The organism is Bradyrhizobium sp. ISRA436 (assembly GCF_029910015.1).
Taxonomy (GTDB): domain Bacteria; phylum Pseudomonadota; class Alphaproteobacteria; order Rhizobiales; family Xanthobacteraceae; genus Bradyrhizobium.
Genome location: NZ_CP094519.1, coordinates 4268579 through 4293591 on the forward strand (window position 1 = coordinate 4268579; position 25013 = coordinate 4293591).

General features: G+C 64.7%; 27 protein-coding genes. 9 read left to right on the forward strand and 18 right to left on the reverse strand.

The features are described from left to right. Nucleotides 1-10: 10 nt before the first annotated feature. The 5 genes from MTX23_RS20255 to MTX23_RS20275 all read right to left on the reverse strand — a co-directional run bounded on the left by MTX23_RS20255 (nt 11) and on the right by MTX23_RS20275 (nt 5572). Complete coding sequence (locus tag MTX23_RS20255; RefSeq protein WP_280971972.1) at nt 11-1609, reverse strand: class I adenylate-forming enzyme family protein; 1599 nt, start codon at nt 1607-1609, stop codon at nt 11-13. A 10-nt stretch (nt 1610-1619) separates the two neighbouring features. Then, nucleotides 1620-2441 carry a 3-methyl-2-oxobutanoate hydroxymethyltransferase gene (panB, locus tag MTX23_RS20260; protein ID WP_280971973.1) on the reverse strand — a complete coding sequence of 274 codons (822 nt, stop codon included), beginning with the start codon at nt 2439-2441 and terminating at the stop codon, nt 1620-1622. 2 nt (nt 2442-2443) lie between these two features. Further along, nucleotides 2444-3028 (reverse strand): NnrU family protein, encoded by a 585-nt coding sequence (locus MTX23_RS20265; RefSeq protein ID WP_280971974.1) that lies wholly within the window; start codon nt 3026-3028, stop codon nt 2444-2446. Nucleotides 3029-3114: 86 nt separating this feature from the next. Then, on the reverse strand, nt 3115-3726 hold the full coding sequence (locus tag MTX23_RS20270) for a hypothetical protein (protein ID WP_280971975.1): 612 nt from the start codon (nt 3724-3726) through the stop codon (nt 3115-3117). 226 nt (nt 3727-3952) lie between these two features. Beyond that, nucleotides 3953-5572: a peptide chain release factor 3 gene (locus tag MTX23_RS20275; protein WP_280971976.1), complete on the reverse strand. Its 1620-nt coding sequence runs from the start codon at nt 5570-5572 to the stop codon at nt 3953-3955. A 154-nt stretch (nt 5573-5726) separates the two neighbouring features. On the opposite strand from MTX23_RS20275, the gene sugE reads away from it, so the two are divergent. Beyond that, nucleotides 5727-6041 carry a quaternary ammonium compound efflux SMR transporter SugE gene (gene sugE / locus MTX23_RS20280; RefSeq protein ID WP_280971977.1) on the forward strand — a complete coding sequence of 105 codons (315 nt, stop codon included), beginning with the start codon at nt 5727-5729 and terminating at the stop codon, nt 6039-6041. Nucleotides 6042-6045: 4 nt separating this feature from the next. On the opposite strand, the gene MTX23_RS20285 is transcribed toward sugE, so the two are convergent. The 7 genes from MTX23_RS20285 to MTX23_RS20315 all read right to left on the reverse strand — a co-directional run bounded on the left by MTX23_RS20285 (nt 6046) and on the right by MTX23_RS20315 (nt 12565). Then, nucleotides 6046-7050 carry an inorganic phosphate transporter gene (locus MTX23_RS20285; protein WP_280971978.1) on the reverse strand — a complete coding sequence of 335 codons (1005 nt, stop codon included), beginning with the start codon at nt 7048-7050 and terminating at the stop codon, nt 6046-6048. A 4-nt stretch (nt 7051-7054) separates the two neighbouring features. Next, nucleotides 7055-7699 carry a DUF47 domain-containing protein gene (locus MTX23_RS20290; RefSeq protein WP_280971979.1) on the reverse strand — a complete coding sequence of 215 codons (645 nt, stop codon included), beginning with the start codon at nt 7697-7699 and terminating at the stop codon, nt 7055-7057. Between the two features lie 206 nt (nt 7700-7905). Next, entirely contained in the window at nt 7906-8874 is a 969-nt protein-coding gene (locus MTX23_RS20295) for a branched-chain amino acid ABC transporter permease (RefSeq protein ID WP_280971980.1), read from the reverse strand. A 1-nt stretch (nt 8875) separates the two neighbouring features. Continuing rightward, the gene (locus MTX23_RS20300; RefSeq protein WP_280971981.1) at nt 8876-9739 is read right to left on the reverse strand and encodes a branched-chain amino acid ABC transporter permease; all 864 of its coding nucleotides are present in this window, start codon (nt 9737-9739) and stop codon (nt 8876-8878) included. Nucleotides 9740-9803: 64 nt separating this feature from the next. Continuing rightward, a complete protein-coding gene (locus tag MTX23_RS20305) occupies nt 9804-11033 on the reverse strand; it encodes an ABC transporter substrate-binding protein (RefSeq protein ID WP_280971982.1) in 1230 nt (409 codons plus the stop codon). 40 nt (nt 11034-11073) lie between these two features. Then, nucleotides 11074-11817, reverse strand: a complete 744-nt coding sequence (locus tag MTX23_RS20310) for an ABC transporter ATP-binding protein (protein ID WP_280971983.1) — start codon at nt 11815-11817, stop codon at nt 11074-11076. Then, nucleotides 11810-12565, reverse strand: coding sequence for an ABC transporter ATP-binding protein (locus MTX23_RS20315; protein WP_280971984.1), 756 nt, complete (start codon nt 12563-12565; stop codon nt 11810-11812). The genes MTX23_RS20310 and MTX23_RS20315 overlap by 8 nt, the downstream gene beginning before the upstream one ends. A gap of 338 nt (nt 12566-12903) precedes the next feature. On the opposite strand from MTX23_RS20315, the gene MTX23_RS20320 reads away from it, so the two are divergent. Then, the gene (locus MTX23_RS20320; RefSeq protein WP_280971985.1) at nt 12904-13506 is read left to right on the forward strand and encodes a PAS domain-containing protein; all 603 of its coding nucleotides are present in this window, start codon (nt 12904-12906) and stop codon (nt 13504-13506) included. A gap of 28 nt (nt 13507-13534) precedes the next feature. Here MTX23_RS20320 and MTX23_RS20325 read toward each other — a convergent pair whose 3' ends face one another. The 3 genes from MTX23_RS20325 to MTX23_RS20335 all read right to left on the reverse strand — a co-directional run bounded on the left by MTX23_RS20325 (nt 13535) and on the right by MTX23_RS20335 (nt 16231). Beyond that, on the reverse strand, nt 13535-13903 hold the full coding sequence (locus tag MTX23_RS20325; RefSeq protein WP_280978127.1) for an ArsC family reductase: 369 nt from the start codon (nt 13901-13903) through the stop codon (nt 13535-13537). 192 nt (nt 13904-14095) lie between these two features. Continuing rightward, nucleotides 14096-15421: a dicarboxylate/amino acid:cation symporter gene (locus tag MTX23_RS20330; RefSeq protein ID WP_280971986.1), complete on the reverse strand. Its 1326-nt coding sequence runs from the start codon at nt 15419-15421 to the stop codon at nt 14096-14098. Between the two features lie 105 nt (nt 15422-15526). Beyond that, a complete protein-coding gene (locus MTX23_RS20335) occupies nt 15527-16231 on the reverse strand; it encodes a glutathione S-transferase N-terminal domain-containing protein (protein WP_280971987.1) in 705 nt (234 codons plus the stop codon). Between the two features lie 77 nt (nt 16232-16308). Between MTX23_RS20335 and MTX23_RS20340 the strand changes: the two genes are divergently transcribed. Further along, nucleotides 16309-17169, forward strand: coding sequence for an SDR family oxidoreductase (locus MTX23_RS20340; RefSeq protein WP_280971988.1), 861 nt, complete (start codon nt 16309-16311; stop codon nt 17167-17169). 72 nt (nt 17170-17241) lie between these two features. On the opposite strand, the gene MTX23_RS20345 is transcribed toward MTX23_RS20340, so the two are convergent. Next, nucleotides 17242-17586 carry a Lin0512 family protein gene (locus MTX23_RS20345; protein ID WP_280971989.1) on the reverse strand — a complete coding sequence of 115 codons (345 nt, stop codon included), beginning with the start codon at nt 17584-17586 and terminating at the stop codon, nt 17242-17244. Between the two features lie 402 nt (nt 17587-17988). Between MTX23_RS20345 and MTX23_RS20350 the strand changes: the two genes are divergently transcribed. From MTX23_RS20350 to MTX23_RS20370, 5 genes are all read left to right on the forward strand, one after another. Then, a complete protein-coding gene (locus tag MTX23_RS20350) occupies nt 17989-18291 on the forward strand; it encodes a hypothetical protein (RefSeq protein WP_280971990.1) in 303 nt (100 codons plus the stop codon). Nucleotides 18292-18418: 127 nt separating this feature from the next. After that, nucleotides 18419-20155: a type I secretion system permease/ATPase gene (locus MTX23_RS20355; protein ID WP_280971991.1), complete on the forward strand. Its 1737-nt coding sequence runs from the start codon at nt 18419-18421 to the stop codon at nt 20153-20155. After that, entirely contained in the window at nt 20152-21480 is a 1329-nt protein-coding gene (locus MTX23_RS20360; protein ID WP_280971992.1) for an HlyD family type I secretion periplasmic adaptor subunit, read from the forward strand. The genes MTX23_RS20355 and MTX23_RS20360 overlap by 4 nt, the downstream gene beginning before the upstream one ends. A gap of 26 nt (nt 21481-21506) precedes the next feature. Continuing rightward, nucleotides 21507-22424: a hypothetical protein gene (locus MTX23_RS20365; RefSeq protein WP_280971993.1), complete on the forward strand. Its 918-nt coding sequence runs from the start codon at nt 21507-21509 to the stop codon at nt 22422-22424. A 260-nt stretch (nt 22425-22684) separates the two neighbouring features. Next, complete coding sequence (locus MTX23_RS20370; RefSeq protein ID WP_280971994.1) at nt 22685-23041, forward strand: MmcQ/YjbR family DNA-binding protein; 357 nt, start codon at nt 22685-22687, stop codon at nt 23039-23041. 89 nt (nt 23042-23130) lie between these two features. Here the strand turns inward: MTX23_RS20370 and MTX23_RS20375 are convergent, their stop codons facing one another. Continuing rightward, nucleotides 23131-23589 (reverse strand): SRPBCC family protein, encoded by a 459-nt coding sequence (locus MTX23_RS20375; RefSeq protein WP_280971995.1) that lies wholly within the window; start codon nt 23587-23589, stop codon nt 23131-23133. A gap of 77 nt (nt 23590-23666) precedes the next feature. Between MTX23_RS20375 and MTX23_RS20380 the strand changes: the two genes are divergently transcribed. Beyond that, nucleotides 23667-24758 carry an adenylate/guanylate cyclase domain-containing protein gene (locus tag MTX23_RS20380; protein WP_280971996.1) on the forward strand — a complete coding sequence of 364 codons (1092 nt, stop codon included), beginning with the start codon at nt 23667-23669 and terminating at the stop codon, nt 24756-24758. Between the two features lie 5 nt (nt 24759-24763). On the opposite strand, the gene MTX23_RS20385 is transcribed toward MTX23_RS20380, so the two are convergent. Then, nucleotides 24764-25006 carry a hypothetical protein gene (locus MTX23_RS20385; protein WP_280971997.1) on the reverse strand — a complete coding sequence of 81 codons (243 nt, stop codon included), beginning with the start codon at nt 25004-25006 and terminating at the stop codon, nt 24764-24766. Nucleotides 25007-25013 lie beyond the last annotated feature (7 nt).

Here is a 25013-nt window from a genome sequence, read left to right on the forward strand (position 1 = left end):
GCCTCCCCGATCAGCTCCCGGCCGCCGCTAACGTCTCCCGGAGCTGGCGCTTGATTACCTTGCCGTTGGCATTGCGCGGCAGTGGGGTTGCGGTCAGCGCCATCGTCTCCGGCACCTTGTAGTCCGACAGCCGCTCGGCGCACCAGGCGCGCAGTACCTCCGCATTCACCTCGGCACGGGTCACGATCACGGCGTGCACCCGCTCGCCCAGGACCGGGCACGGCTTGGCAATGATCGCGCTCTCGACCACGGCAGGATGTCCAGCCAGCACCGATTCAACCTCGGCGGAATAAATCTTCAGGCCGCCGCGGTTGATCATGTCCTTCTGGCGATCGAATACGCGGACGAAGTTCTGCGCATCGACCGAGCCGAGATCGCCGGAATGCCAGAAGCCGGCCGTGAAGCTCTCGGCTGTTGCCTTCGGATTGTTCCAGTAACCCCGGATGACGGAGGCGCTGCGGATCCAGAGCTCGCCGATCTCACCGCGCGGCACTTCGCGGCCATCAGGCCCCATCACGACGATCTCGGCGCCGGGGCATGGCAGGCCGACGCTGTCGATATGCGCCGCGGTCAGTTCGCCCGGCATCAACGTCGACGGCGACGTGGTCTCGGTGGCGCCGTAGCAGTTCGCGAGCTTCAACCCGGGAACCTTGGCGTCGAGCTTCTCGATGGTGGCGACCGGCATCGGCGCGCCGCCGAAGCCGCCGATGCGCCAACTCGACAGATCGTAGCTGTCGAAGTCCGGCTGCAGCAGACAGAGATTGTACATCGCCGGCACCATCACCGTGAAGGTCACGCGTTCGCGCGCGGCGAGCTTCAGATATTCGGACGCCTTGAACTCCGGCATGACGATCAGCGTGCCGGCGCAGCACGCCATGGTGGTGATATTGGCGACGGCCCCGGTGACGTGCGCGAGCGGCACGGCGGCAATCGAGCGATCTGCCTGGGTCAGCTTCAGGCAGGACACGAACACCATCGAAGAATGGATGATGTTGCAATGGGCGAGCATCGCGCCCTTCGGCCGGCCCGTGGTGCCCGAAGTGTAGAGGATCATCGCGGTGTCCTCTTCCCTCACCTCCGCGGGCGCGGATGCCGGCGGATTGTCGAGCAGGCGTGCAAATTCCGATGCACCGTCATCGCTCACGGCGATCCGGTGCCGCAGATCGAGGATGTCGGCCGCGTCGGGCACGCGGTCGGCAAGACTGGCCTCATGGACGAGCAGCTTCGCGCCGCAATCGTTCAGCACATAGGCGATCTCCGGCTTCTGCTGCCGCGTCGAGAGCAACACCGTCACCAGCCCGGCATGGGCGGCGGCGAACATCGCCAACACGAACTCGATGCGATTGCCGAGCAAGATCGCGACGCGATCGCCGGGCACAAGGCCGAGCTTTTCGAAGCCTGCCGCGACCTTGGCCGAGCGCTGCGCGACCTCGCGCCAGGTCAGACGCGTATCTCCGCAGATCAATGCCTCGCCATCGCCATTCTGCGCGACGGCTTGCTCAATCATCGCCCACAGGCTGCCTGGCCGCTCCACGAACGCCGGCACGACCCGGTCACCGAAGCGCGGCTCGAGCCGCGTGGGCGGAAGTGCGTGCTGCGACCAGTCCATGCTAGCTCCGTCAGGTCTTCTTCATGTCGTAGACATGCTCGGGCCCCGGGAAGGCGCGGCTCTTCACGTCCCGCGCATAGCCCGCGATCGCTTCCTCGATCGCCGGTCCGAGATTGCCGTAGCGGCGTACGAATTTCGGCGAGCGCGGCGACAGGCCGAGCATGTCCTCCAGCACCAGCACTTGGCCGTCGCAAGCCGCGCTGGCGCCGATGCCGATGGTCGGCACGGCGATCGACTGCGTGATCTTGCGCGCCAGCGGCTCGGCCACCGCCTCGACCACGATCGAGAAGGCGCCGGCCTCTGCGATCGCCCTAGCGTCGTTCTCGATCGGCGCCCAGTTCGCCTCCTCGCGGCCCTGCGCGCGGAACGAGCCGAGCGTGTTGATCGACTGCGGCGTCAGGCCGATATGGCCCATCACGGGAATGCCGCGCTCCGACAGGAACGCCACCGTCTCGGCCATCCGCGCGCCGCCCTCCAGCTTGACCGCGCCGCACAGCGTTTCCTTCATGATCCGAACCGCCGACTGGAACGCCTGCTCCTTCGAGCCTTCGTAGGAGCCGAACGGCATGTCGACCACGACGAGCGCCTGCTGCGAGCCGCGCATCACCGCGCGGCCCTGCAGGATCATCATGTCGAGCGTAACAGGCACAGTGGTTTCGAAGCCGTGCATGACATTGCCGAGGGAATCCCCGACCAGAATGGCGTCGCAATGCTTGTCGACCAGCGCCGCGGTGTGGGCGTGGTACGAGGTCAGCATCACGATCGGCTCGCCGTTCTTGCGGGCGCGGAGATCGGGCGCGGTCTTGCGCTTGATGGTGGATTGAACAGACATCGTCAGGCTCCCATCACAGGCACGCCGATCACGACCGGATGGAACGCAAACGCCAGCGCCAGATAAGCGATGACACCGACCGCGATCGCGATCAGGTCGTTGGTTGTCCCGCCCACCGGGATCGGCGGCGCGCCGGCATCCGTGCGGTGCTTCAGCGAGATACGGTCATAGACCGCCCAGCCGAGAAACGAGCCGAACAGGATGATCGAGCCGAGATCGCCGTTGGCGAGCAGATGCGCAAATGCCCACAGCTTCACGCCGGCCAGCATCGGATGCTTCAGCGTGGTGTAGATGCGGCCGCGGATATAGGAGGCCACCACCAGGATGACAGCCGGCAGCATCAGCGCCACCGTGATGTGCTTGAACGCGGTCGGCGGCGTCCAGACATCGATCCAACCTGTAGCGCGGTATTCGCCAAAGCCTCGGACGATCAGCACGAGGCCTGCGGCCGCTACGAGCGCATAGACGATCTTGTAGGCCCCCTCGCCCATCGCCTTGATCAAGCCCGCGCGCATCCCGCGCCGGCTGGTCAGCACGTGGACGCCGAGGAACAGCACAAGACCCAGGATCATGACGAGCAGTCCCACGATGTCCCTCCCTAGATGTCCTTGGTTGATGCCTTCGGGTATCACCTTCGGGCGGCCGAACGCAATGCATCACCCTCGCGTCCAGGTCACGGCTTGTCGGCCGATTTGGCAAGCTCGCGATTGTCGACGTAGCGGATCATGATCGGCCGGCCAGCCAGGGCCCCGCCGAGCCCGCCGGTGAACTTCAGCGGCAGGCAGGCATCGAGCGAGGCGTTGATCGCATTCAGATAGGTGGAGCGGGTACCGGCCGGCACGCCCGACGTGGCGAATGTCATCCGCGGGGCGCCGATCATTTCGCCGGACCGCTTGAAGCTGAACCGCACCGACATCTGCATGCCCTCGCGCGCGCTGCCGGCCGGCGGCGGTGACCAGCAGGCGCGCAGCGCGGCGAACAGGTCACCGATGGTATTGAGGTCATGATCGGGCTTGCGGTACCTGTCGGTCTGGTCCTGCGGCGGCACGGCCAAGACCGTGAGCTGCAGATTTTCACCGTACGGATAATTGATCTCGGGAAGACAGGGCTCGTGATTGAACACGCTGCAATAGGACGGCGTGCAGGGCCGGTTGTCGAGCACGCTGCACGGCTCATGCGCGAAGGGAATCGGGTTGCTCTGATGCCGCGGCCGCGCGTCGACGGTGCCGGCAGGGGCGATGGCCAGCAGTGCAAGAGCGAGACAGATGGCAACGCGCCGGAGCATGCGAGCGAACCCTGAACGCCTACCGGAGAAAATGGTACCGCAACCTGATCGCATCAAGCGGGAACGCGTTCACGTCCTCGCGTTTACGCGGAAAGTCTCCACAATTTGCGCTGTCATCGCCCGGCTTGTCCGGCGATTCCGTATTCCAGAGACGGCAGTGATCGATCGATGGGCCGCGGCGTACTGGGTCCCCCGCCTGCGCGGGGGCGACAACCGCGATAGGCCGCTACGCCCGCTTCTTTACGTCCTTGACGTTGGAGAAGGTGATGCCCTCGGCGCGATCGCGGGTGTAACCGAGATAGAACTCGTTCTTGGCCATGAACACGGGATCGCCATCGACATCGTCAGCAATGCCGGAATTGTTGGCAGCGATGAAGGCGTCGAGCTTCTTGCGGTCGTCGGAGGAAATCCAGCGCGCCAGCGAGAACTCGCTGACCTCGAACTCCACCGGCAGCGAGTATTCAGCATCGAGCCGCGCCTTGAGCACGTCGAGCTGCAGCGGGCCGACCACGCCGACCAGCGCCGGCGCGCCGTCGCGCGGGCGGAACACCTGGACGACGCCCTCCTCCGACATCTGCTGCAGGGCTTCCTTCAGCTTCTTGGCCTTCATCGCATCCGTCAGGCGGACGCGGCGGACGATTTCCGGCGCGAAGCTCGGCACGCCGACGAAGGTCAGCTCCTCGCCCTCGGTCAGGGTGTCGCCGATCCGCAGCGTGCCGTGATTGGGGATGCCGACGACGTCGCCGGCAAAGGCCTCATCGGCTACCGAGCGGTCCTGGGCGAAGAAGAATTGCGGGCTCGACAGGCTCATGTTCTTGCCGGTGCGCACCAGCTTGGCCTTCATGCCGCGGCTGAGCTTGCCCGAGCATAGCCGCGCGAAGGCGATGCGGTCGCGATGGTTCGGATCCATGTTGGCCTGGATCTTGAACACGAAGGCGCTCATGCGCGGCTCCGCCGCCTCGACCTTGCGCAGATCGGAATCCTGCGCTCTCGGCGCGGGCGCGAATTTGCCGAGGCCTTCCAGCAGGTCGCCGACGCCGAAATTGCGCAGCGCGCTGCCGAAATACACCGGCGTCAGATGTCCCTCGCGAAACGCCTCGAGCTCGAACGGCTTGCAGGCCTCCGACACCAATTCGAGCTCGTCCTTGACCCCGGCGACGTCGAGATTGGGATTACGCGCGCCAAGATCGGCGATGTCGATCTGCTCGGCCTGCCCGGTCTTGGCGCCGCCGCCTTCGAGCAACCGCACGCCGCCATTGACGACGTCATAGGTGCCGAGGAAGTCGCGGCCGCGGCCGACCGGCCAGGTCATCGGCGTGGTGTCGAGCGCCAGCGTCTTCTCGATCTCGTCCAAAAGCTCAAAGGTGTCGCGGCTCTCGCGGTCCATCTTGTTGATGAAGGTGATGATCGGAATGTCGCGCAGGCGGCAAACCTCGAACAGCTTGCGCGTGCGCGCCTCGATGCCCTTGGCGGCGTCGATCACCATGACCGCGGAATCGACCGCGGTCAGCGTGCGATAGGTGTCTTCCGAAAAGTCCTCGTGGCCCGGCGTGTCCAGCAGGTTGAACACGAGGTCGTTGAACTCGAAGGTCATCACCGAGGTGACGACCGAGATGCCGCGCTCGCGCTCGATCTTCATCCAGTCCGAGCGCGTGTTGCGCCGCTCGCCCTTGGCCTTGACCTGGCCGGCAAGGTTGATGGCGCCACCGAACAGCAGCAGTTTTTCGGTCAGCGTGGTCTTGCCGGCGTCCGGGTGCGAGATGATCGCAAAGGTGCGACGTCGGGCAACTTCATCGGCAAGCGACGATCGGAACGGCGATTCGGCTGTAAGGGCGGTATCGGACATAGCGGGGAGCGTTTGGCAGGGAAAACGGACGCAATCAAGGGCGATTTGTCGCAATGCGGAATGGTCACACCATCCCATATAGGCACGAGAAGGACGACCTTCACCTCACCACACCATCAGCGGGGACGACCCTGCCTTGTCCGGAGGGTTTGTTATGGCTTGGACCATTCTCTTCACCGCTGGCCTGCTGGAGATCGGCTGGGCGATTGGGCTGAAATATACCGAGGGTTTCTCGCGGATCGGACCGTCGGCGCTGACGCTGGCGGCCATGGCCGGCAGCGTCATTCTGCTCGGCGTCGCGCTCAAGACCTTGCCGATCGGAACCGCCTATGCGGTCTGGACCGGGATCGGCGCGGTCGGAACCGCGGCGCTCGGCATCGTCCTGTTCGGCGAACCGGCGACTGCGATGCGGCTTGCCAGCATCGGACTGATCGTTGCCGGCATTGTCGGGCTGAAGCTGGTGACCTGATCCATCACCGCAGGATCAGCACCACCCAATAGGTCAGCGCAGCAACCGCCGCGGAGGCGGGAATCGTGATCAGCCAGGCGTAGACGATCGAGCTCGCCACGCTCCAGCGCACAGCGGACAGCCGCCGTGCCGCACCGACGCCGACGATGGCGCCGGTGATGGTGTGCGTGGTCGAGACAGGAACCCCCAGATAGGTTGCCATGAACAGGGTCGCGGCGCCGCCGGTCTCGGCGCAGAAGCCCTGCATCGGCGTCAGCTTCGTGATGCGCAGGCCCATGGTGCGGACGATCCGCCAGCCGCCCATCAACGTGCCCAGCGCCATCGCGCTCTGGCAGGCCAGCACCACCCAGAAAGGGATGTGGAACGTCTCGCCGGTGTGCCCCTGCGAATAGAGCAGCACGGCGATAATGCCCATGGTCTTCTGCGCGTCGTTGCCGCCATGGCCGAGCGAATAGAGCGAGGCGGAGGCGAATTGCAGGATGCGGAAGGCGCGGTCGACGGCAAACGGTGTCGAGCGCACCGAGAGCCAGGACACGATCGCGACCAGCACCAGCGCCAGCAGGAAGCCGACCAAAGGCGACAGCACGATCGCAAGCAGTGTCTTGGAGAGCCCGCTCCACACCGCCGCCGAAATCCCCGCCTTCGCCATCCCGGCGCCGACCAGGCCGCCGATCAGCGCGTGCGAGCTCGACGATGGAATGCCGAGTCCCCAGGTGATCAGGTTCCAGATGATCGCGCCGACCAGCGCCGCGAAGATCACGGTCGCGTCCACGACCGACGGGTCAATGATCCCGGTGCCGATGGTGTTGGCGACGTGCAGGCCGAACACCGTGAAGGCGACGAAATTGAAGAACGCCGCCCAGAACACCGCATATTGCGGCCGCAGCACGCGCGTCGAGACGATGGTCGCGATCGAATTGGCGGCGTCGTGCAGGCCGTTCAGGAAGTCGAACAGCAGCGCGACCGCGATCAGGATGACGAGAACGGGAAGACCCAACGTGGCGTCCACGTGATTAGACCTGCTCGATCACGATGGAGTTGATCTCGTTGGCGACGTCATCGAAGCGGTCGGCCACCTTCTCGAGATGATCGTAGATCTCCGCACCGACGATGAAGTCCATCGTGTTGGCGTCGCGATGCTTGAGGAACAATTCCTTCAGGCCGATATCGTGGAGATCGTCGACCCGGCCCTCGAGCTTGGTCAGCTCCTCGGTGATCTGGGTCAGCATCACGACGTTCTGCCCGATCGATTGCAGCAAAGGCAGCGCGCGGCCGACCAGATTGGCGCATTCGATGATCAGGCTGCCGATCTCGCGCATCGGCGGTTCGAACGATCGCACCTCGAACAGCACGACCGCCTTCGCGGTCTGCTGCATCTGGTCGACGGCATCGTCCATCGACGTGATCAGGCTTTTGATGTCGCCGCGATCGAACGGGGTGATGAAGGTGCGGCGGACGGCGGTCAGGACCTCACGGGTGATGTTGTCCGCGTCGTTCTCGAACTGATTGACACGTTGGCAGAAGACGGGCGTCTCCTCCCCGCCCTTCAACATGTCCTGCAGCGCCAACGCGCACTGCACGGAGGTCTGGGCATGGCGGGCGAACAGGTCGAAAAACCGCTCTTCCTTGGGCAGAAAGGAGCGAAACCAGCGCAACATTGTTCAGTTCCATCGTTTTGGACGGCCATCGGAGGCAGTCACAAAACTGTCATAGAACATTTCGCGAGGAAAGCATCCGGGGGCGACCGCCCGAATGGGCGGTCATCCACCGCTATGTCGGCTCTCGAAAGGCCGCTCGCCCGTGCCCAAGATTGTGGTTTGACGCTTTTTTGTGCGAACCGGGGTCCGCTTCGCTCGAAAGCGCCCTACAGCGACCGCCGGAAGTAATGGGCGAGCTCGCCGACGAGACCACGCCGGAACAGCAGCACACAGGCCACGAAGATGACGCCCTGGATCACCGTCACCCACTGGCCGAAGCCGGCAAGGTATTGCTGCATGGCGATGATCACGAAGGCGCCGACCACGGGTCCGAAAATCGTGCCGAGACCGCCGACCAGCGTCATCAGCACGATTTCACCGGACATCGACCAATGCACGTCGGTGAGCGAGGCGTTCTGCGCCACGAAGACCTTCAGCGAGCCGGCGAATCCCGCCAGCGTGCCCGACAGGATGAAAGCGAGCAGCTTGTACTGGTCGGTCTTGTAGCCCAGCGAAATCGCGCGCGGCTCGTTCTCGCGGATCGACTTCAGGACCTCGCCGAACGGCGAATTGATGGTCCGGTAGATCAGGAGGAAGCCGGCGAGAAATCCGACCAGCACGACGTAATAGAGCACCATCGGCTTGGAGAGGTCGAAGATCCCGAACAGGTGGCCCTGCGGAATGCCCTGGATGCCGTCTTCGCCGTGGGTGAACGGCGCCTGCAGATAGATGAAGTAGAGCAGCTGCGACAGCGCCAGCGTGATCATCGAGAAATAGATGCCCTGCCGGCGGATCGAAATGTAACCGGTGATGAGGCCGAGCAAGGCCGCGGCGGCCGTGCCGACCACGATGCCGAGCGCGGGCGGCAGCCCCCACACCTTCAGCGCATGCGCCGACACGTAGCCCGCGGTGCCAAGGAACATCGCGTGGCCGAACGACAGCAGGCCGCCATAGCCGATCAGGAGGTTGAAGGCGCAGGCGAGCAGCGCGAAGCACAGCGCCTGCATGACGAAGAAGGGATAGACCCCCGTCCACGGCACCACCGCCAGCAGCACCGCCATCACGGCGAACACAATCATTTCGTCGCGCATCGCGCGCGGCGTCACCGGAATCGTATCGTCGGTCAATGCTGACATATCAGGCCGCCCGTCCCGTCAGTCCCGTGGGTTTCACCAGCAGCACCAGCACCATCAGGACAAACACCACGGTGTTGGAGGCTTCGGGATAAAAATACTTGGTCAGTCCCTCGATCACGCCGAGCGCGAAGCCCGTGATGATCGATCCCATGATCGAGCCCATGCCGCCGATCACGACCACCGCGAACACCACGATGATCAGATCGGCGCCCATCAGCGGCCGGACCTGGTTGATCGGCGCCGATAGCACGCCGGCAAGCGCCGCGAGGCCGACGCCGAGCCCGTAGGTCAGCGTGATCATGCGCGGCACGTTGATGCCGAAGGCGCGCACCAGCGTCGGATTTTCAGTGGCGGCGCGCAGGTAAGCGCCGAGCTGCGTCTTCTCGATCAGGAACCAGGTCGCCAGACAAACCACCAGCGAGAACACGACGACCCAGCCGCGATAGATCGGCAGGAACATGAAGCCGAGATTCATGCCGCCCCTGAGCTGATCCGGGATCGAATAAGGCAGACCGGACGAGCCGAAATAATTCTGGAACACACCCTGAATGATCAGTGCAATGCCGAAGGTCAGAAGCAGCCCGTAGAGATGGTCGAGCCCCGTCAGCCATTGCAGCATGGTGCGTTCGAGGATCATGCCGAAGATGCCAACCACGATCGGCGCGATGATCAGCGCCCACCAGTAGTTGATGCCGCCCAGGTTGAGCAGGAAATACGCCACGAAGGCGCCCATCATGTAGACCGCGCCGTGCGCGAAATTGATGATGTTGAGCATGCCGAAGATCACGGCGAGCCCCAGACTGAGCAACGCATAGAACGAGCCGTTGATCAGTCCCACCAGGAGCTGTGCGTATAAAGCCTGCATCGAATGAGCTTTCGCTTGGGTAGACAAAGCCCGCCGGTCACGCCGTGACCGACGGACACGATTGTTACTTCTTCAGCAATGGGCAGGTGCTTTTGTCGAGCGGGGTGAAAGCCTGGTTGCCCGGCACGGTGCCGACCAGCTTGTAGAAATCCCACGGCCCCTTGGACTCCGACGGCTTCTTCACCTCGAACAGATAGGCGCTGTGCGTGACACGGCCGTTGGGCTGGATCTCGCCCTTGCCGAACAGAGGATCGTCGGTCGGGATCGACTTCATCTTGGCGACCACCTTGACGCCGTCATGCGGATTGCCGCCGAGCGCTTCCAGCGCCTTGAAATAATGCATCAGGCCCGCATAGACGCCGGCCTGCACCATGGTCGGGGGAGCGCTGTTCTTCATCCGCTCCGAGAAGCGCTTGGAGAAGGCACGGGTCTGGTCGTTCAGGTCCCAGTAGAACGTCTCGGTGAAGTTGAGGCCCTGTGCGGTCTCGAGCCCGATCGCCTTGACATCGGTCAGGAACAGTAGGAGCGCCGCGAGCTTCTGGCCGCCCTTGACGATGCCGAACTCGGCGGCCTGCTTGATCGAGTTGGTGGTGTCGCCGCCGGCATTGGCAAGGCCGATGATCTTGGCCTTGGAGGCTTGCGCCTGCAGAAGGAAGGAGGAGAAGTCCGCGGTGTTGAGCGGATGCTTGACGCCGCCGACCACCTTGCCGCCATTGGCGGTGACGACGGCGGTAGTGTCGCGCTCCAGCGCCGCGCCGAACGCATAGTCCGCGGTCAGGAAGAACCACGTGTCCCCGCCCGCCTTCACCAACGCCTGGCCGGTGGCGTGGGCGAGCATGTAGGTGTCGTAGGTCCAGTGCACCGTGTTCGGCGAGCACTGCGCGTTGGTCAGATCCGAGGTCGCGGCGCCCGAGTTGATGTAGACGCCGTTCTTTTCCTTCACGACGTTGTTGACCGCGAGCGCGACGCCGGAATTCGGCACGTCGACGACCGCGTCGACCTTGTCGACGTCGAACCACTGCCGGGCGATGGTGGTGCCAATGTCGGGCTTGTTCTGATGATCGCCGGAGATGAGATCGATGGTCCAGCCCTTGGCCTTCAGGCCGGAATCCTCGATCGCCATCTGCGCCGCCAGCGTCGAGCCGGGACCTGCGAGGTCGGCATAGAGGCCGGACTGATCGGACAGTGCGCCGATCTTGACCGTCTTGTCCATCTTGTCCTGGGCGGAGGCGACGCTCGCGGCGCTGAACACCATCGCGGTGCCGAGCAGAAGCGCTGAAATCGTATTCCTCATCCGGTATTCCCTCGTCCTAAATTTTCTGGTTCAGGCGATCTCAGACGCCAAGGTAAGTATGGAGCTTGTCCATGTTGGCCGACAGCTCCGAATTCGAGAATCCGTCGATCACCTTGCCGTGCTCGACGATGTAGTAGCGGTCGGCAACGGTCGAGGCGAAGCGGAAATTCTGTTCGACCAGAAGGATGGTGAATCCCTCCGACTTCAGGCGCGAAATGGTGTGGCCGATCTGCTGGATGATGACCGGCGCCAGGCCTTCGGTCGGCTCGTCCAGCATCAGGAAGCGCGCGCCGGTGCGCAGGATGCGCGCGATCGCCAGCATCTGCTGCTCACCGCCCGAAAGCTTGGTGCCCTGGCTGGTGAGGCGCTCCTTCAGGTTCGGAAACAGCGTGAAGATCTGGTCGAGCGACAGGCCCCCGCTCCGCACCACCGGCGGCAGCATCAGGTTTTCGCGCACGTCGAGGCTCGAGAAGATGCCGCGCTCCTCAGGGCAGAACGCGATGCCCATCCGCGCGATCCTGTCGGACGTGGCGCGGATGATCTCCTGATTGTTGAACCGGATCGAGCCGGAGCGCTTGCCGATGACGCCCATCACCGACTTCAGCGTCGTGGTCTTGCCGGCGCCGTTGCGGCCGAGCAGCGTCACCACCTCGCCGGCCTTCACGCTGAAATTGATGCCGTGAAGGATGTGGGACTCACCGTACCAGGCCTGCAGATCCTTGACCGACAGCACCTCGGCGCTGGCAGCCGTCGCGGGGGCTTCCGCCAGTTTCGCCTCAGCCATGACCCGCTCCCAGATAGGCTTCCTTCACGCGCTCGTCCTTGGAGAGGTCGGCGTAGTTGCCCTCCGCCAGCACCTGGCCGCGCGTCAGCACGGTGATGACGTCGGAAAGATTGGCCACGACCGAGAGGTTATGCTCGACCATCAGGATGGTGTATTTGGCGGAAATCCGCTTGATCAGCGCCGCAATCTTGTCGATGTCTTCATGGCCCATGCCGGCCATCGGCTCGTCGAGCAGCATCATCTCCGGGTCGAGCGCGAGCGTCGTCGCAATCTCAAGTGCGCGCTTGCGGCCATAGGGCATCTCGACCGCCGGCGTGTTGGCGAATTCGCTCAAGCCGACGTCGTTCAACAGCTCATGGGCGCGCGGATTGAAGTGGTCGAGCACGGTCTTGGAGCGCCAGAAATCGAACGACGCACCGTGCTGGCGCTGCAAGGCCACGCGGACGTTTTCGAGCGCGGTCAGATGGGGAAACACCGCCGAAATCTGGAACGACCGGACCAATCCGAGCCGCGCCACGTCGGCCGGCGGCATCGCGGTGATATCCTGCCCCTTGTAGCGGATCTCGCCCGCCGAAGGGTTCAGGAATTTGGTCAACAGGTTGAAACAGGTTGTCTTGCCGGCGCCGTTAGGCCCGATCAACGCGTGAATGTGACCGCGACGCACCTTCAGCGCGACGTCACGAACTGCGAAGAAACCCGCGAATTCCTTGGTCAATCCGCTGGTTTCGAGAATGAACTCATCGGCCAAATAGAATCCCCCATACGCCATCGCTGCGAGGCCTCTCGCCCGCGTGGCCAGTTCTTTTGATGTCCGACAGGTTGTCCGATGCGTCCTGGAAACCGTCCGGAGCCCGCCGCCTCCGGGCCGGAATATGCCGTCATCCGTGGCGGTTACGCAAGGTGGAAAGCTGTGCACCGCGGTATCGCCGATACCCGGTTCCGGTTCATCCTTAGTCGAATGGCATTCGGCGCGCTTTGCGCATCGGAAAGCGGCCGTTAACGGTGTTTTGCTGCGATTCGGCGTTTTCATAGAATATTTCCGTCCCCGACCGACGCTCTGCCGATGTGCACAGAGGGCCCACGGCCTTGCAGTTCGGGAGCGCAAATCCCTCGATCGTCAAGTCGATCAGGCAACGTGATTTCCTGAACGCATGGCTGCGACTCCGTGGCAGCGGCCAGACGGTTCCGCGGATGGACGAGTTTCAGCCGGAGCGGATGGAAGAGGAACTGCCCGATCTCGTGTTCTTCACCGTCGATATGACGACGGAAACGCCACGGCTGACGATCCAGAGCGACGGCACGCGGATGGCGAACGCCTACGGGCACACCGGCAAGGGCCGCCTGCTCGACGACTATCTCGGACCGCGGCTCGCACCGATCGTGATGCCCGCATATTACACCTGCATCGCCTGCCGCCTGCCCGTCTACACCATCGCAGATATCGACGACATCTACGGCCACGTGGTCGCCTATGAGCGGTTGCTGCTGCCGTTCTCGAATGGCGGACCGGTCACCCATCTCGTCGCATCGCTGAAGACGATCAGCGAGGACGGCAGCTTCGAAATCCGCAACTTGATGCGCGGCAATGACAAGCTGCCCGAAACCCGGCTGTGCGCCATCATCGATCGCGACCTGGCCTATCGCGCCCCCGGCCGGATCGCGCTCGCGGATGTGCTCGAGTTCGGCTAGCCGTTGCAATTCGAAGGCACAGATCCAGCTAGCCCTTCTTGCGCGCCTTCGCCGGCACTTCCTTGGCGTAGAGATCCGGCTTGAAGCCGACCACGCGCTTGGCCCCGAGGTCCAGCACCGGCCGCTTGATCATCGATGGCTGGTCGGCCATCAGCGCCAGCGCCTTGCGCTCGTTCAATCCGTCCTTGTCGGCGTCCGGCAGCTTCTTGAAGGTAGTCCCGGCGCGATTGAGCAACGTCTCCCAGCCGACTTCATCGCTCCACTGCTCGAGCTTGTCCTTGCCGATTCCGGCGATCTTGTAGTCGTGAAAGTCATAGGCCACGCCGTGATCGTCGAGCCAGGCGCGGGCCTTCTTCATGGTGTCGCAGTTCTTGATGCCGTAGATGGTGATGGTCAATGCCGTTCCCCGCATGCGATTGCTGCGGGAAATTATCCCCACAGCAATCACAGCGCCAGATCGGACCGGGTCTGTCTCCACACCGATATTCGCCGCGCTTCAGCGCGCGTAAACGCGTGAAAACGACGCTGTGATCCTCGCCTGATACGGCCAGCAGCGACCGCGACCGGCTGGCCGGCGTGCTGGACCGACTCATCCCTTTCCGCCCGGCTCCAGCGCCTCGCCGAGTTCGAGCGGATGCGCCATGGTCTCGTGCAGCGCATCCTTGTCGAGCTCGCCTTCGGAAAGGCTGATCACCACGCAGGCGACACCGTTGCCGACCAGGTTGGTGAGTGCGCGGCACTCGCTCATGAACTTGTCGATGCCGACCAGGATCGCGATCGACTGGATCGGAATGTCGGGCACGATCGACAGCGTCGCCGCGAGCGTGATGAAGCCCGCGCCGGTGACGCCGGAGGCGCCCTTCGAGGTGATCATGGCGATGCCGAGAATGCCGAGCTCCTGCCAGATCGTCAGATGCGTGTTGGTGGCCTGTGCCAGGAACAGCGTCGCCAGCGTCATGTAGATGTTGGTGCCGTCGAGATTGAAGCTGTAGCCGGTCGGGATGACGAGGCCGACCACCGAGCGCGAGGCGCCGAGATGCTCCATCTTCTGGATCATCTGCGGCAGCACGGTCTCCGATGACGAGGTGCCGAGCACGATCAGGAGCTCGTCCTTGATATAGGCGATGAAGCGGAGGATCGAGAAGCCCGCCAGCCGCGCGATCGCGCCGAGCACGATCAGCACGAACAGCACACTGGTGAGGTAGAAGGTGCCGATCAGCGCCGCCAGATTCCACAGCGAGCCGAGCCCGTAGGCGCCGACCGTGAAGGCCATGGCGCCAAACGCGCCAAGCGGCGCGACGCGAACGATGATGCGGATGATGCCGAAGAACACCTTGGCGGCCTTGTCGATCGCCGCCGCGATCGGCTCGCCGGCCTTGCCCATGAACGCGATGGCAAATCCGGAGAGGATCGAGATCAGCAGCACCTGCAGGAGGTCGCCGCGCGAAAGCGCCCCGAAATAGCTGTCGGGAATGATCGCCATCAGGTGGGCGACGATGCCCTCCTCCTTCGCCTTGCTGACGTAGGTCGCGACCGACTTCGGATCGATCGTGGTCGGATCTATGTTGAAGCCGTGGCCAGGCTGCAGCAATTCGCCGACCAGAAGGCCGATCGCGAGCGCAACCGTCGACACCGTCTCGAAATAGATCAGCGCCTTCAGCCCGACCCGGCCAACGCGCTTGAGGTCGCCCATCGAGGAGATGCCGTGCACCACCGTGCAGAAGATCACCGGCGCGATCATCATCTTGATCAGCGCAATGAAGCCGTCGCCGAGCGGCTTCAGCGCCTTGCCGAGGCCGGGGTTGTAATGCCCGATCAGGATGCCGAGCGCGATCGCGATCAGCACCTGGACATAGAGGACCTTGTACCAGGGCTGATGACGGTGAACGGCAGGCCGGATCGCGTCTGTGGTCATGGGCGGGCTCGAGGCTGGAATGGAAGGACGGGCGGGACGACCATGGCGAAGCAGAGCGCGGCCGACAACGGGTTTTCTCGGTTGCGAACTGCTCAATCACGCGGCCTAGGGCCGCTTCGGAATATTCAGTCCACGCTGCACGGCAGGACGCGCGAGGCCGCGCTCCAGCCAGGCCGCAACGTCCTTGAACTGGTCGAACTCGACAAGCTGGCGCGCATCGTAGAAGCCGATCAGATTGCGCACCCAGCCGAGCATCGAGATATCGGCGATGGTGTACTCGTCATCCATGAACCACTGCCGCCCTGCAAGGTGTGTCTCCATCACGCCGAGCAGACGCTTGGATTCCGCGAGGTAGCGCTGCAGCGGCCGCTTGTCTTCATAGTCCTTGCCGGCGAATTTGTTGAAGAAGCCGACCTGGCCGAACATCGGGCCGATGCCGCCCATCTGGAAATGAACCCACTGGATGGTTTCGTAACGGCGCGCCGGATCTGCCGGCAGCAGCTTGCCGGTCTTCTCGGCCAGGTATTGCAGGATGGCGCCGGATTCGAACAAGGGCAGCGGCTTGCCGCCGGGGCCGTTGGAATCGAGGATCGCCGGGATCTTGCCGTTCGGGTTCAGCGAGAGGAACTCCGCTGTCTTCTGGTCGTCCTTGTTGAAGTCGACGAGATGCACTTCGTAAGGCAGCCCGATCTCCTCAAGCATGATCGAGACCTTCACCCCATTCGGTGTCGGCAACGAATAGAGCTGCAAGCGATCCGGATGCTGAGCGGGCCAGCGTTTTGTAATCGGAAAGGCGGAGAGATCGGCCATATTGATGGTCTTTGCGTCGTTGTGATTGGCTAGCTAATGTACGGACCTCGATGCAAGCCGCAAGGGCCGGACCGACCATGACAGATCAAGCGGAGTCTGAACGGCTCGGCCTCTCCGACGACGAACTGGCGATCCATCCGACCGTGTTTGCATCCGATGCGCTGGCCGGTCAGGTGGCGGTCGTCTCCGGAGGCGCCGGCGGCATCGGCCGCGCCATCGCGTGGCTGTTTTCACGGCTCGGCGCTGATGTCATCGTGGTCGGCCGCAACAGCGACAAGCTCAATGCGCTGGTCGACGCTCTCAGGCGGCGCGGCCTGACGGCCTCCGCGCATGTGGCCGACATCAAGGACCCCGACGCCGTCAACAAGATGTTCGAGGCGATCTGGGCCGCGCATGGCCGCGTCGATATCCTGGTCAACAGCGCCGGCGGCCAGTTCCCGCAGGCCGCGATCGACTTTTCGGTCAAGGGCTGGAACGCGGTCATCAATACCAACCTCAACGGCACCTGGTACATGATGCAGGCGGCGGCGCAGCTCTGGCGTGACCGCAAGCACCTGGGCAGCATCGTCAACATCGTCGTGGTCACCACCCACGGCCTCTACGGCATCGCGCACACGATCGCGGCGCGATCCGGCGTGATCGGGCTGTCGCGCGCGCTCGCGGTCGAATGGGCGCCGCTGAACATCCGCGTCAACTGCATCGCCCCTGGTGCGATCGAAACCGAGGGGTGGAACGTCTACACCGCGGAAGCGCGCGCCGCCTATCCGCGCTCCAATCCGATGATGCGCCCGGGCTCGCCCTGGGACATCGCCGAGGCCAGCGTCTATCTCGCAGGCCCCTCCGGCAAATTCATCACCGGCGAGACGCTGACCGTCGACGGCGGCGGTCAGCATTGGGGCGAGACCTGGACCACCGGGAAGCCGGACTATTTCAAATGATGCTGTCACGTTGCGTGCGAAACCGCAGGGCGGGCAAAGGCGCCCTTCGCGCCTTTGCCACGGATCGACGCATCATTTCCCATCATCGAAGCTGACGATGACCGCCGCATTTGCAATGAGGATCGGGTCATTGCCCTGGTCTGACGGGATTTCGAGCCCGCCTGCGATCGCCTTCACTGTTTTTGTGCCATATGGCAGCTCCTTGGCGACTTCAGCGGTGTCGACGCCCTCCGGATTCGGCACGGCGATCGTGACATCGACGAACATGTCGTTCGCGGTCTTGCCGAGCATGCGGAAGAAGCCGAGGCTGGAGTGACGGATGGCGTCGGAGACCGCGCGTTTGGCAGCCTTGGTGGCGTCGCGTCCGTGGACGTCGACGCCCATGCCCATTTCGGTGATACAGCGCACGCGTGTCATGAAAGCTTCCTGTTATTGTTGACGTGAAAGGCTTTCAATCCATCGACCGCGGCGCCCGCGACGTCAACCCACATGCGCCTCGTGTCAGGTTCTTCATCTCAAGGCATCAAGGCCACTGAAGCGCCTCCGGCGCCTTCGACAACGTCATTGCGCGGAGCGTTAGCGACGAAGCAATCCATGCCTCCGCAAGCAGTGACATGGATTGCTTCCGCCTTCGCCAAGGCGAGCGCGTGGCTCGCGCGCTCCACGACGACGGTCGAGGACATACGTACGGTTCCTGTTCCTCGCTCATGAAATGAGCACGAAATGGTCGCATATGAGTCCGCAACCTTTTGCGCGCGAATGACTTTGTGACCAGCGACGCTTTGCGTCGCGCCAAGCCAATCAAACAAAGGAGTTCACATGGCACTTCTCGGAAACCTGCTCGACACTGTGGACGGACTGCTCGGTTCTGCAACCGGCTCGCTCTCAGGCAGTGCCGGCGCAGGCGGTGGTGCATCGGCGGGCGCCAGCGGAACGGTCGATCTCTCGCACACGCTTGATCTCGGTGCGGTGGTCGAAACCAATCCGAGCGTCAACCTTTCGGCATCCGGCCTGGCCGGAACCGGCGGCATCGACGCCTCAGTTTCCGCTCCGACCATGATCGGCGCCACGGCCGATGTCGGTCACCTTGATGTGGGTGGCCTGCTCCACGGGCTCGCCTGAGTCCGGAAAGTCTCACAACACGTGGCGTGGGGAGACTTCCCCACGCCATCGTGCCTGATGCCGCTGGCCGCCGGAGCCGGCGGTTTCTGCATCGTGACCCTGCATGGCAGCTTGAGGACTTCTCCGAATGCATTCGGACTCGCTGGCGGTTTTTGACGAAACTGTCGCACATTCGCGTCGAAGCGATGGTGTCCGCCAGGCGCTCGTCGCGCTATGGCCGCACTTCCTGTGGGCCGGCCTGTTCTCGAGCGGCATCAACCTGCTTTATCTGAGTTCGCCGCTCTATCTGATGCAGGTCTATAACCGCGTCCTGCTCAACGAGAACATCTCGACCCTCGTCCTTCTCACCCTGATCCTCGCGATCGCGCTGCTTACCATGGCGCTGCTCGACGCGGTGCGCGCCTGGATCCTGATCCGCTGCGGCATCCGCCTCGACATGGACCTGTCGCGGCGCGTGTTCGAGGCGCTGGTGGTTCGCTCCGCGGAGCGCGGAGCCTCGCGCGGCGCGCAGCAGCTGCGCAATCTCGACCAGTTCCGCACCTTCGTAACCGGACCCGGCATCTACTTTGCCTTCGACCTGCCGTGGATCCCGATCTACCTGATGCTGCTATTCTTCATCCATCCGCTGCTCGGCATCGTCGCGACCCTCGGCGCGATCCTGCTGCTCGGTCTTGCCGGGCTCAACGAGGTCATGACGCGCGAGCCGATGAAGCGGGCGGAGGCCGCCGGCAACCAGTCCTATGTCTTCACCGAGAACGTGCTGCGTCATGCCGATGTCATCCGCGCCATGGGCATGCAGCCCGCGGTCGAGCACAACTGGCAGAGCCAACGCTCCTCGATGCTGGTGCAGCAGGCTCATGCCAGCGACAAGAACGCGGTCATGACCTCCTCGATTCGTTTCTTCCGCCTGCTGCTGCAATCCCTAATGCTCGGCACCGGCGCCTGGCTTGCGATCGATCATGCGATTGCGCCCGCAACGATCTTCGCCGCCAGCATCGTGATGGGCCGCGCGCTGGTGCCGGTCGAGCAGGCGGTCGGCACCTGGAAGCAGTTCATCGGCGCGCGCGAAGCCTATGTCGAGGTACGCGACCTGCTCGCCGAGGTCGACCTGACACCGCCCCGCACCATCGTGCCGCGCGCCCGCAACACAATCGACGTGCGCGATGTCAGCTGCGTCCTGCCGGCGCGGCAGGAGCCGGTCATCAAGGGCCTGTCGTTCGAGCTCGCAGGCGGACAGGCGCTCGGCATCGTCGGCGCCAGCGGCTCGGGCAAGAGCACGCTGGCGCGCATGCTGGTCGGCGCGATCGCGCCCGCCGGCGGACGGCTGCGCTTCGGCGGGCTCGATTACAGCCATTGGGATCCGCTCGAGTTCGGCCGCCATGTCGGGTACCTGCCGCAGGATGTCGGCCTGTTCGTCGGCAGCGTGCGCGAGAACATCGCGCGGTTCGGCAACGCCTCGACCGAGGAGATCATCGACGCGGCCAAGCGCGCCGGCATCCACGAGATGATCCTCGACCTGCCCAAGCAATACGACACGCAGCTCGGCGCCGGCGGCGTCGGCCTCTCCGGCGGGCAGCGCCAGCGCCTCGCGCTGGCACGCGCGCTGCTCGGCCGCCCGCCTCTGCTCGTGCTCGACGAGCCCAACGCCAATCTCGACGGCCCCGGCGAGGAGGCGCTGAAGGCGGCGTTGCTGCAGGCCAAGACCGAGGGTGCGACCGTCATCGTCATCACCCATCGCACCACCATCCTCGACATCGTCGACGTCATGATGGTGCTGCGCAACGGCCTGCTCGACATGCTCGGGCCGCCTGGCGAAATCTATCAGAGCTTGCAGCAGCAGGCCGCCGCGCGAGGTGCCACATGACGGTGATCGGCGAGGATTTTGCCCCGATCCGCGACCGCGCCTCGTACTCGCGGCCCGAGCGGCCGGCATGGCTCGGCGCCGGCGTGGTCGCAGCCTTTGCGGGCGCGATGACGATGTGGGGCACGCTGGCACCGATCTCCGGCGCGGCGATCGCCAACGGCAACCTCCAGGTCGAGGGACGGCGGCAGAGCGTGCAGCACCCCTACGGCGGCGTGGTGCGCCAGCTCCTGGTTCGCGACGGTGCCCATGTCGAGAAGGGGCAGCTCCTGATCGCACTCGACGACAGCGACCCGCGCGCCAAGCTCGACGTCCTCGTCGCCGATCGCGACGCCGCCCTCGCCGCGGAGGCGCGGCTGGTCGCCGAGCGTGACGGCCAGGACGCGCCTGCCTTTGGCGACGACCTGCGCGCACGGAGCGACAAAGCCACCGTACGCCAGGCGATGGCCAACGAGACCGCGATGATGGCCGCACGGAAACATCAGTTCGAAGCCGAGACCGCGGTGCTCCGCGGCAAGATCAAGGAGCTCACCGCGCAGATCGGCGGGACGCAGGCGCAACTGACCGGCACGCAGAAGCAGCGCGAGCTGCTGACGGACGAGATGAATGGCGCGCAGCATTTGTACGAACAGGGCTATACACCGAAGACCCGGATCCTGGCGCTGCAGCGTGAGGATGCCAGGCTGCAGGCCGACATCGGCGCGCAACAGGCCAACATCGCCGGCATGCAGCAGCAGATCGCGCAGAACGAGCTTGAGATCGCCAAGGCCGAGCGCGCGCGGATGAGCGAGATCACCGACCAGCTCCGCTCGACCGAGACCAAGCTCGCCGAGCTCGCCCCCAAGATCGACGCCACGAGCGACGTGGTGGCGCGCACCAGGATTATCGCGCCTGCGACCGGTTCGGTGGTCGGCCTCGACGTCTTCACCGAGGGCGGCGTGATCCAGCCAGGCGCCAAGCTGATGGACGTCGTGCCGTCGGACGATCCGCTGATCGCCGACGCCAGGCTCAAGCTCTCCGACATCAACGACGTCACCACCGGCCGTCGCGCCGAGGTCAGGCTTATCGGCGTGAACTATGCCGAACGGCCGCGCCTCTACGGCACCGTCAAGACGGTGTCTGCGGACCGGTTGACCGATGACAAGTCGTCGCCCGGCTACTACGCGGTCGAGGTCGCGCTCGATCCTGATGACGTCAGGAAATCGCATATCGAGCTGCAGCCAGGCATGCCGGCCGAGGTGATCGTGCCGACACGCCAGCGCACGCTGTTCGAATATCTGCTCGGACCGCTGCGCGACGAGATTACGCGCGGTTTCCGGGAACGTTGACGTTCCGGGAACACTGAGGAGCTGCCATGGCTATGTCAGACAAGGACAACACGCGACGCGCACATGCCGCCGAAACCGCGCGCCAGATTGCGTCCGGTGAGACCGCAGCCTTCTTCACGACGTTGCTTGCCGTCCTGAACGAGGCCGAAGCCGCGCCGCGCGTCATCCACCACGACCCGGAGCGGCCCGCGCCGGAGCCCGCCTTGCACCCCGCGCAGCCCGCCGATCCGTCCGCGAAGGAGCCTGCGCCGCCCGATCCTCATCTCCACGAGCAGCACGCAGGCAGCCCCGATACGCCGCCGGCGCAGCCCACAGCGATGGATCACGCTGATGCCGGCCCTTCGCCCGAGCCAGACCATACGGCGGCAACGACGGCATCGGCTGGCACCGCCTCCGCCGCGCATGCCCCGACCCCGTCTATTCCAGCGGAGTCTCCCGGCACATCGGCTGATCATGCATCGCCGCACGACGCCGTCGGAAGCCACGGCATTGTCAGCGCGCCGCCGGCCACAGATCTCGCGTCTTCCCTCGTGCAGCCCGTCGACACCATCAAGAACCTGGTCGACAGCTCCCTTGCGACGGTGTCGCACGTGATCTCGGATGTCAGCGCCACGATCGGCCAGGTGACATCGTCACTGTCTGATTCGATCAACCATCTCACCGACGGCCTGACCGGCATGGTGTCGAGCGTTGTTCATGACTCGCCGGTCACGACCGTCGTCGAACCTGTCCTGACTGATATCCTCGGCTCGACGCAGGACAGCTCAGCGCATTCGCCTGCGAGCACACCCTCCAGCATTCCGTTGCTTGACACCGCCGGCGCGATCCCGATGGCCCCGCTCCATCCGCTTCCGCTCCACCTCGGCTTCCTCGGCCAGCCGACGACCGACGGCCATGAGACACACGACGCGGCCTTCTCGGCGCTCGGCATCCATCATTTCTGATCGGCCGCTGGCCCCGCTCAGGTCACCGCGACCGCCGAAAATGATGCGGCGAAACGCCCGCGCCGTTGCGATGAAGCCATCATCGCCAACCAAAAGGCTGCGGACCGGTGGCGCCACAGGCGCCGCGTCACGCCACCTTCAAGCACAGACCGTGCTGCCCTTGAGCGGCATTCGCCCAAATGGTCACCACTTAAGGCTTGTCGACCTTTACGCGCCCAGACTAAGCATGCGCGCACTTCTCTCCACCGCTAGCCGATGCCATGAGCCCGAAGGCTTTCGAAAAGCACTGCCTGAGCCTGCCCGCCACCACCAAGGTGGTGCAATGGGAAGGCACGTCGGTGTTCAAGGTCGGCGGCAAGATGTTTGCGCTGGGTGGCGGCTTCGTCGAACGGCTCGGCGGCGGCTTCATGTTCAAGACCTCGAACATGGCCTACCAACTCCTGATCGAGCAGGGCCTGGCGCAGCCGGCGCCCTATCTGGCGCGCGCCAAATGGGTGCAGCTTGTCGGCAACAACGTGCTGCCCGACGCCGAGCTCAAAGCCTATCTCGACCAGGCGCACGCGCTGATTGCGGCGAGGCTGACGCGAAAGTCGCGCAAGGCGCTCGGGCTCGCGTAACGCTCCTGTCATTACCGCCTGGCGTGGCGATAGTGGCGGCGCGCCGTGCGGATTCCAGCGGAGGCGCGCGCGTCCTTGCATGCGCGGTGTCAGGCGCGGCGGTGTGGACCGTGATCCGGACCAGGATCCTGGCCCGCGGCCACCAGCGCGAGCCGGCCGAGATAGTGCGCCCATCCCTTGTCATGGCTGGCGCACTGCGCCGCATTGGGCAGGCCGCTGTGGGTCATGCGCAACAGGGTGCCGCTGTCCTTGTCGATCAGATCGATCTCGATCAGGCTCGATCCCGGGGGCACCTCCTCGCCTCCTTCCCAGCCGAAGCTGTAGGCGAGCCGGTGCACCGGCACGACCTCGCGGAACGCACCGCGCGCGGCGCGTTCATGATCGTCGCCGACGCCCTTGAGGAAGAACAGGCCACCCGGATGTAGCTCGGTCTTTGCCTCGAGGCCCATCCAGCTTACGATCTTCTGCGGATCGGTCAGGAAGGCGAACACCGAAGCCGGCGGGGCTGCGATCTCGATTTCGCGCCTGACGACGAAGGGGTCACTCATCGATCAAATCCTCCCTTGGCGGCGATCTTAACGGATAACGCGTGACAAGAGTGAGGCGTCACCTCCATGATACCGCGATGCAGTTGTCTTCGACGTTGAGCTGGCTGGTCGACGCCGCAGCCGAGACCGCGGGCGCCAACCGGCTGCTGGCGGAACTCGGTGCGCATCTGGTTGCGGATGGCCTGCCGCTCGCCGGCGGCGCCCTCACGCTCGAGGTTCCGCACCCGCTGATCGCGAGGCGCACCTGGCTCTGGCGCGCCGACAGCGGTGAAGTCATCGAGGCGCTCGGCTTCGCGCCGCAGCAGCCCTTTGGCATGTTCGATACCGCCGCATCCGGCGATGCCGGCCGCCGCTGGCTCAGCGGGCTCGCGACGGGCCCGGTGCATGAAGACACCATCGGCCCGCGCCCGGATGGGCCGGCGCTTGGCTGGATCGGGACCCGCCCCTTCACGCCCGACGAGGCAGATCAATTGCGCGATGCGGCGCGCTTCGCCGCAGCGCCGCTGGCCGCGCTCGCCACGCGAGCCACGCTGACCGCGGCGCTGGAAGCCTATCTCGGCCGGCGCAGCGCGGCGCGCGTGCTGGCATCGCCCTTGCGGCGCAACACCGGCGAGACCATCAAGGCCGCGCTGTTGTTTGCCGACCTGCGCGGCTTCACCGCACTCTCCGAGAGCCATCCTCCCGCCGAGGTGATCGCCGCGCTCGACGCCTGGTTCGATCGCATCGCCGGCGCCATCCACGCTTTCGGCGGCGAGGTGCTGAAATTCATCGGTGACGGCCTGCTCGCGATCTTCCCGGTCACGACCAGCCCGCGCAGCGCCTGCGAGGCCGCGTTGCGCGCGGTCTCGGCCGCACGCCTCGGCATGGCGCATCTCGATGCCGAGCGCCGCAAACAGGGCCTGCCGCCGCTGCCGTTCGGCGCGGCGTTGCATCTCGGCGACATGCTCTGGGGCAATATCGGCGCCGCCGATCGTCTCGACTTCACCGCGATCGGCTCCGCGGTCAATCTGGTCAGTCGGCTCGAAGGGCTGTGCAGGCCGCTGCAGAAAACCGTGCTGGTGTCGGGCGCGCTGGCCGCCGAGACCGAAATGCCGCTGGTCGCGCTCGGCACGCACGAGCTGCGCGGCATCGTGCGGCCCTGCGCGGTGTTCGCCCTGCCGGAAGATTGAACCGGTCATCGCAGCAGCCGCAGCCACGGTGCCAGATGGAAGGCACTCATCAGCGCATACATCGGGACCATGCCCTGAAGCGAAATCGGCCCTTGCATGGCGACACACAGAATGTCGGCCGGCGCGGCCGCCGCGAGCAACGCCATGATCGCGAAGGCCGGCGCCGCCGCCAGCGACAGCCAACGCGCTGCCGTCTGGCCGTATCCGTGCGGCCGCGCGCCGACGATTGATGTGGTCTGATCGCTCATCAGCCGC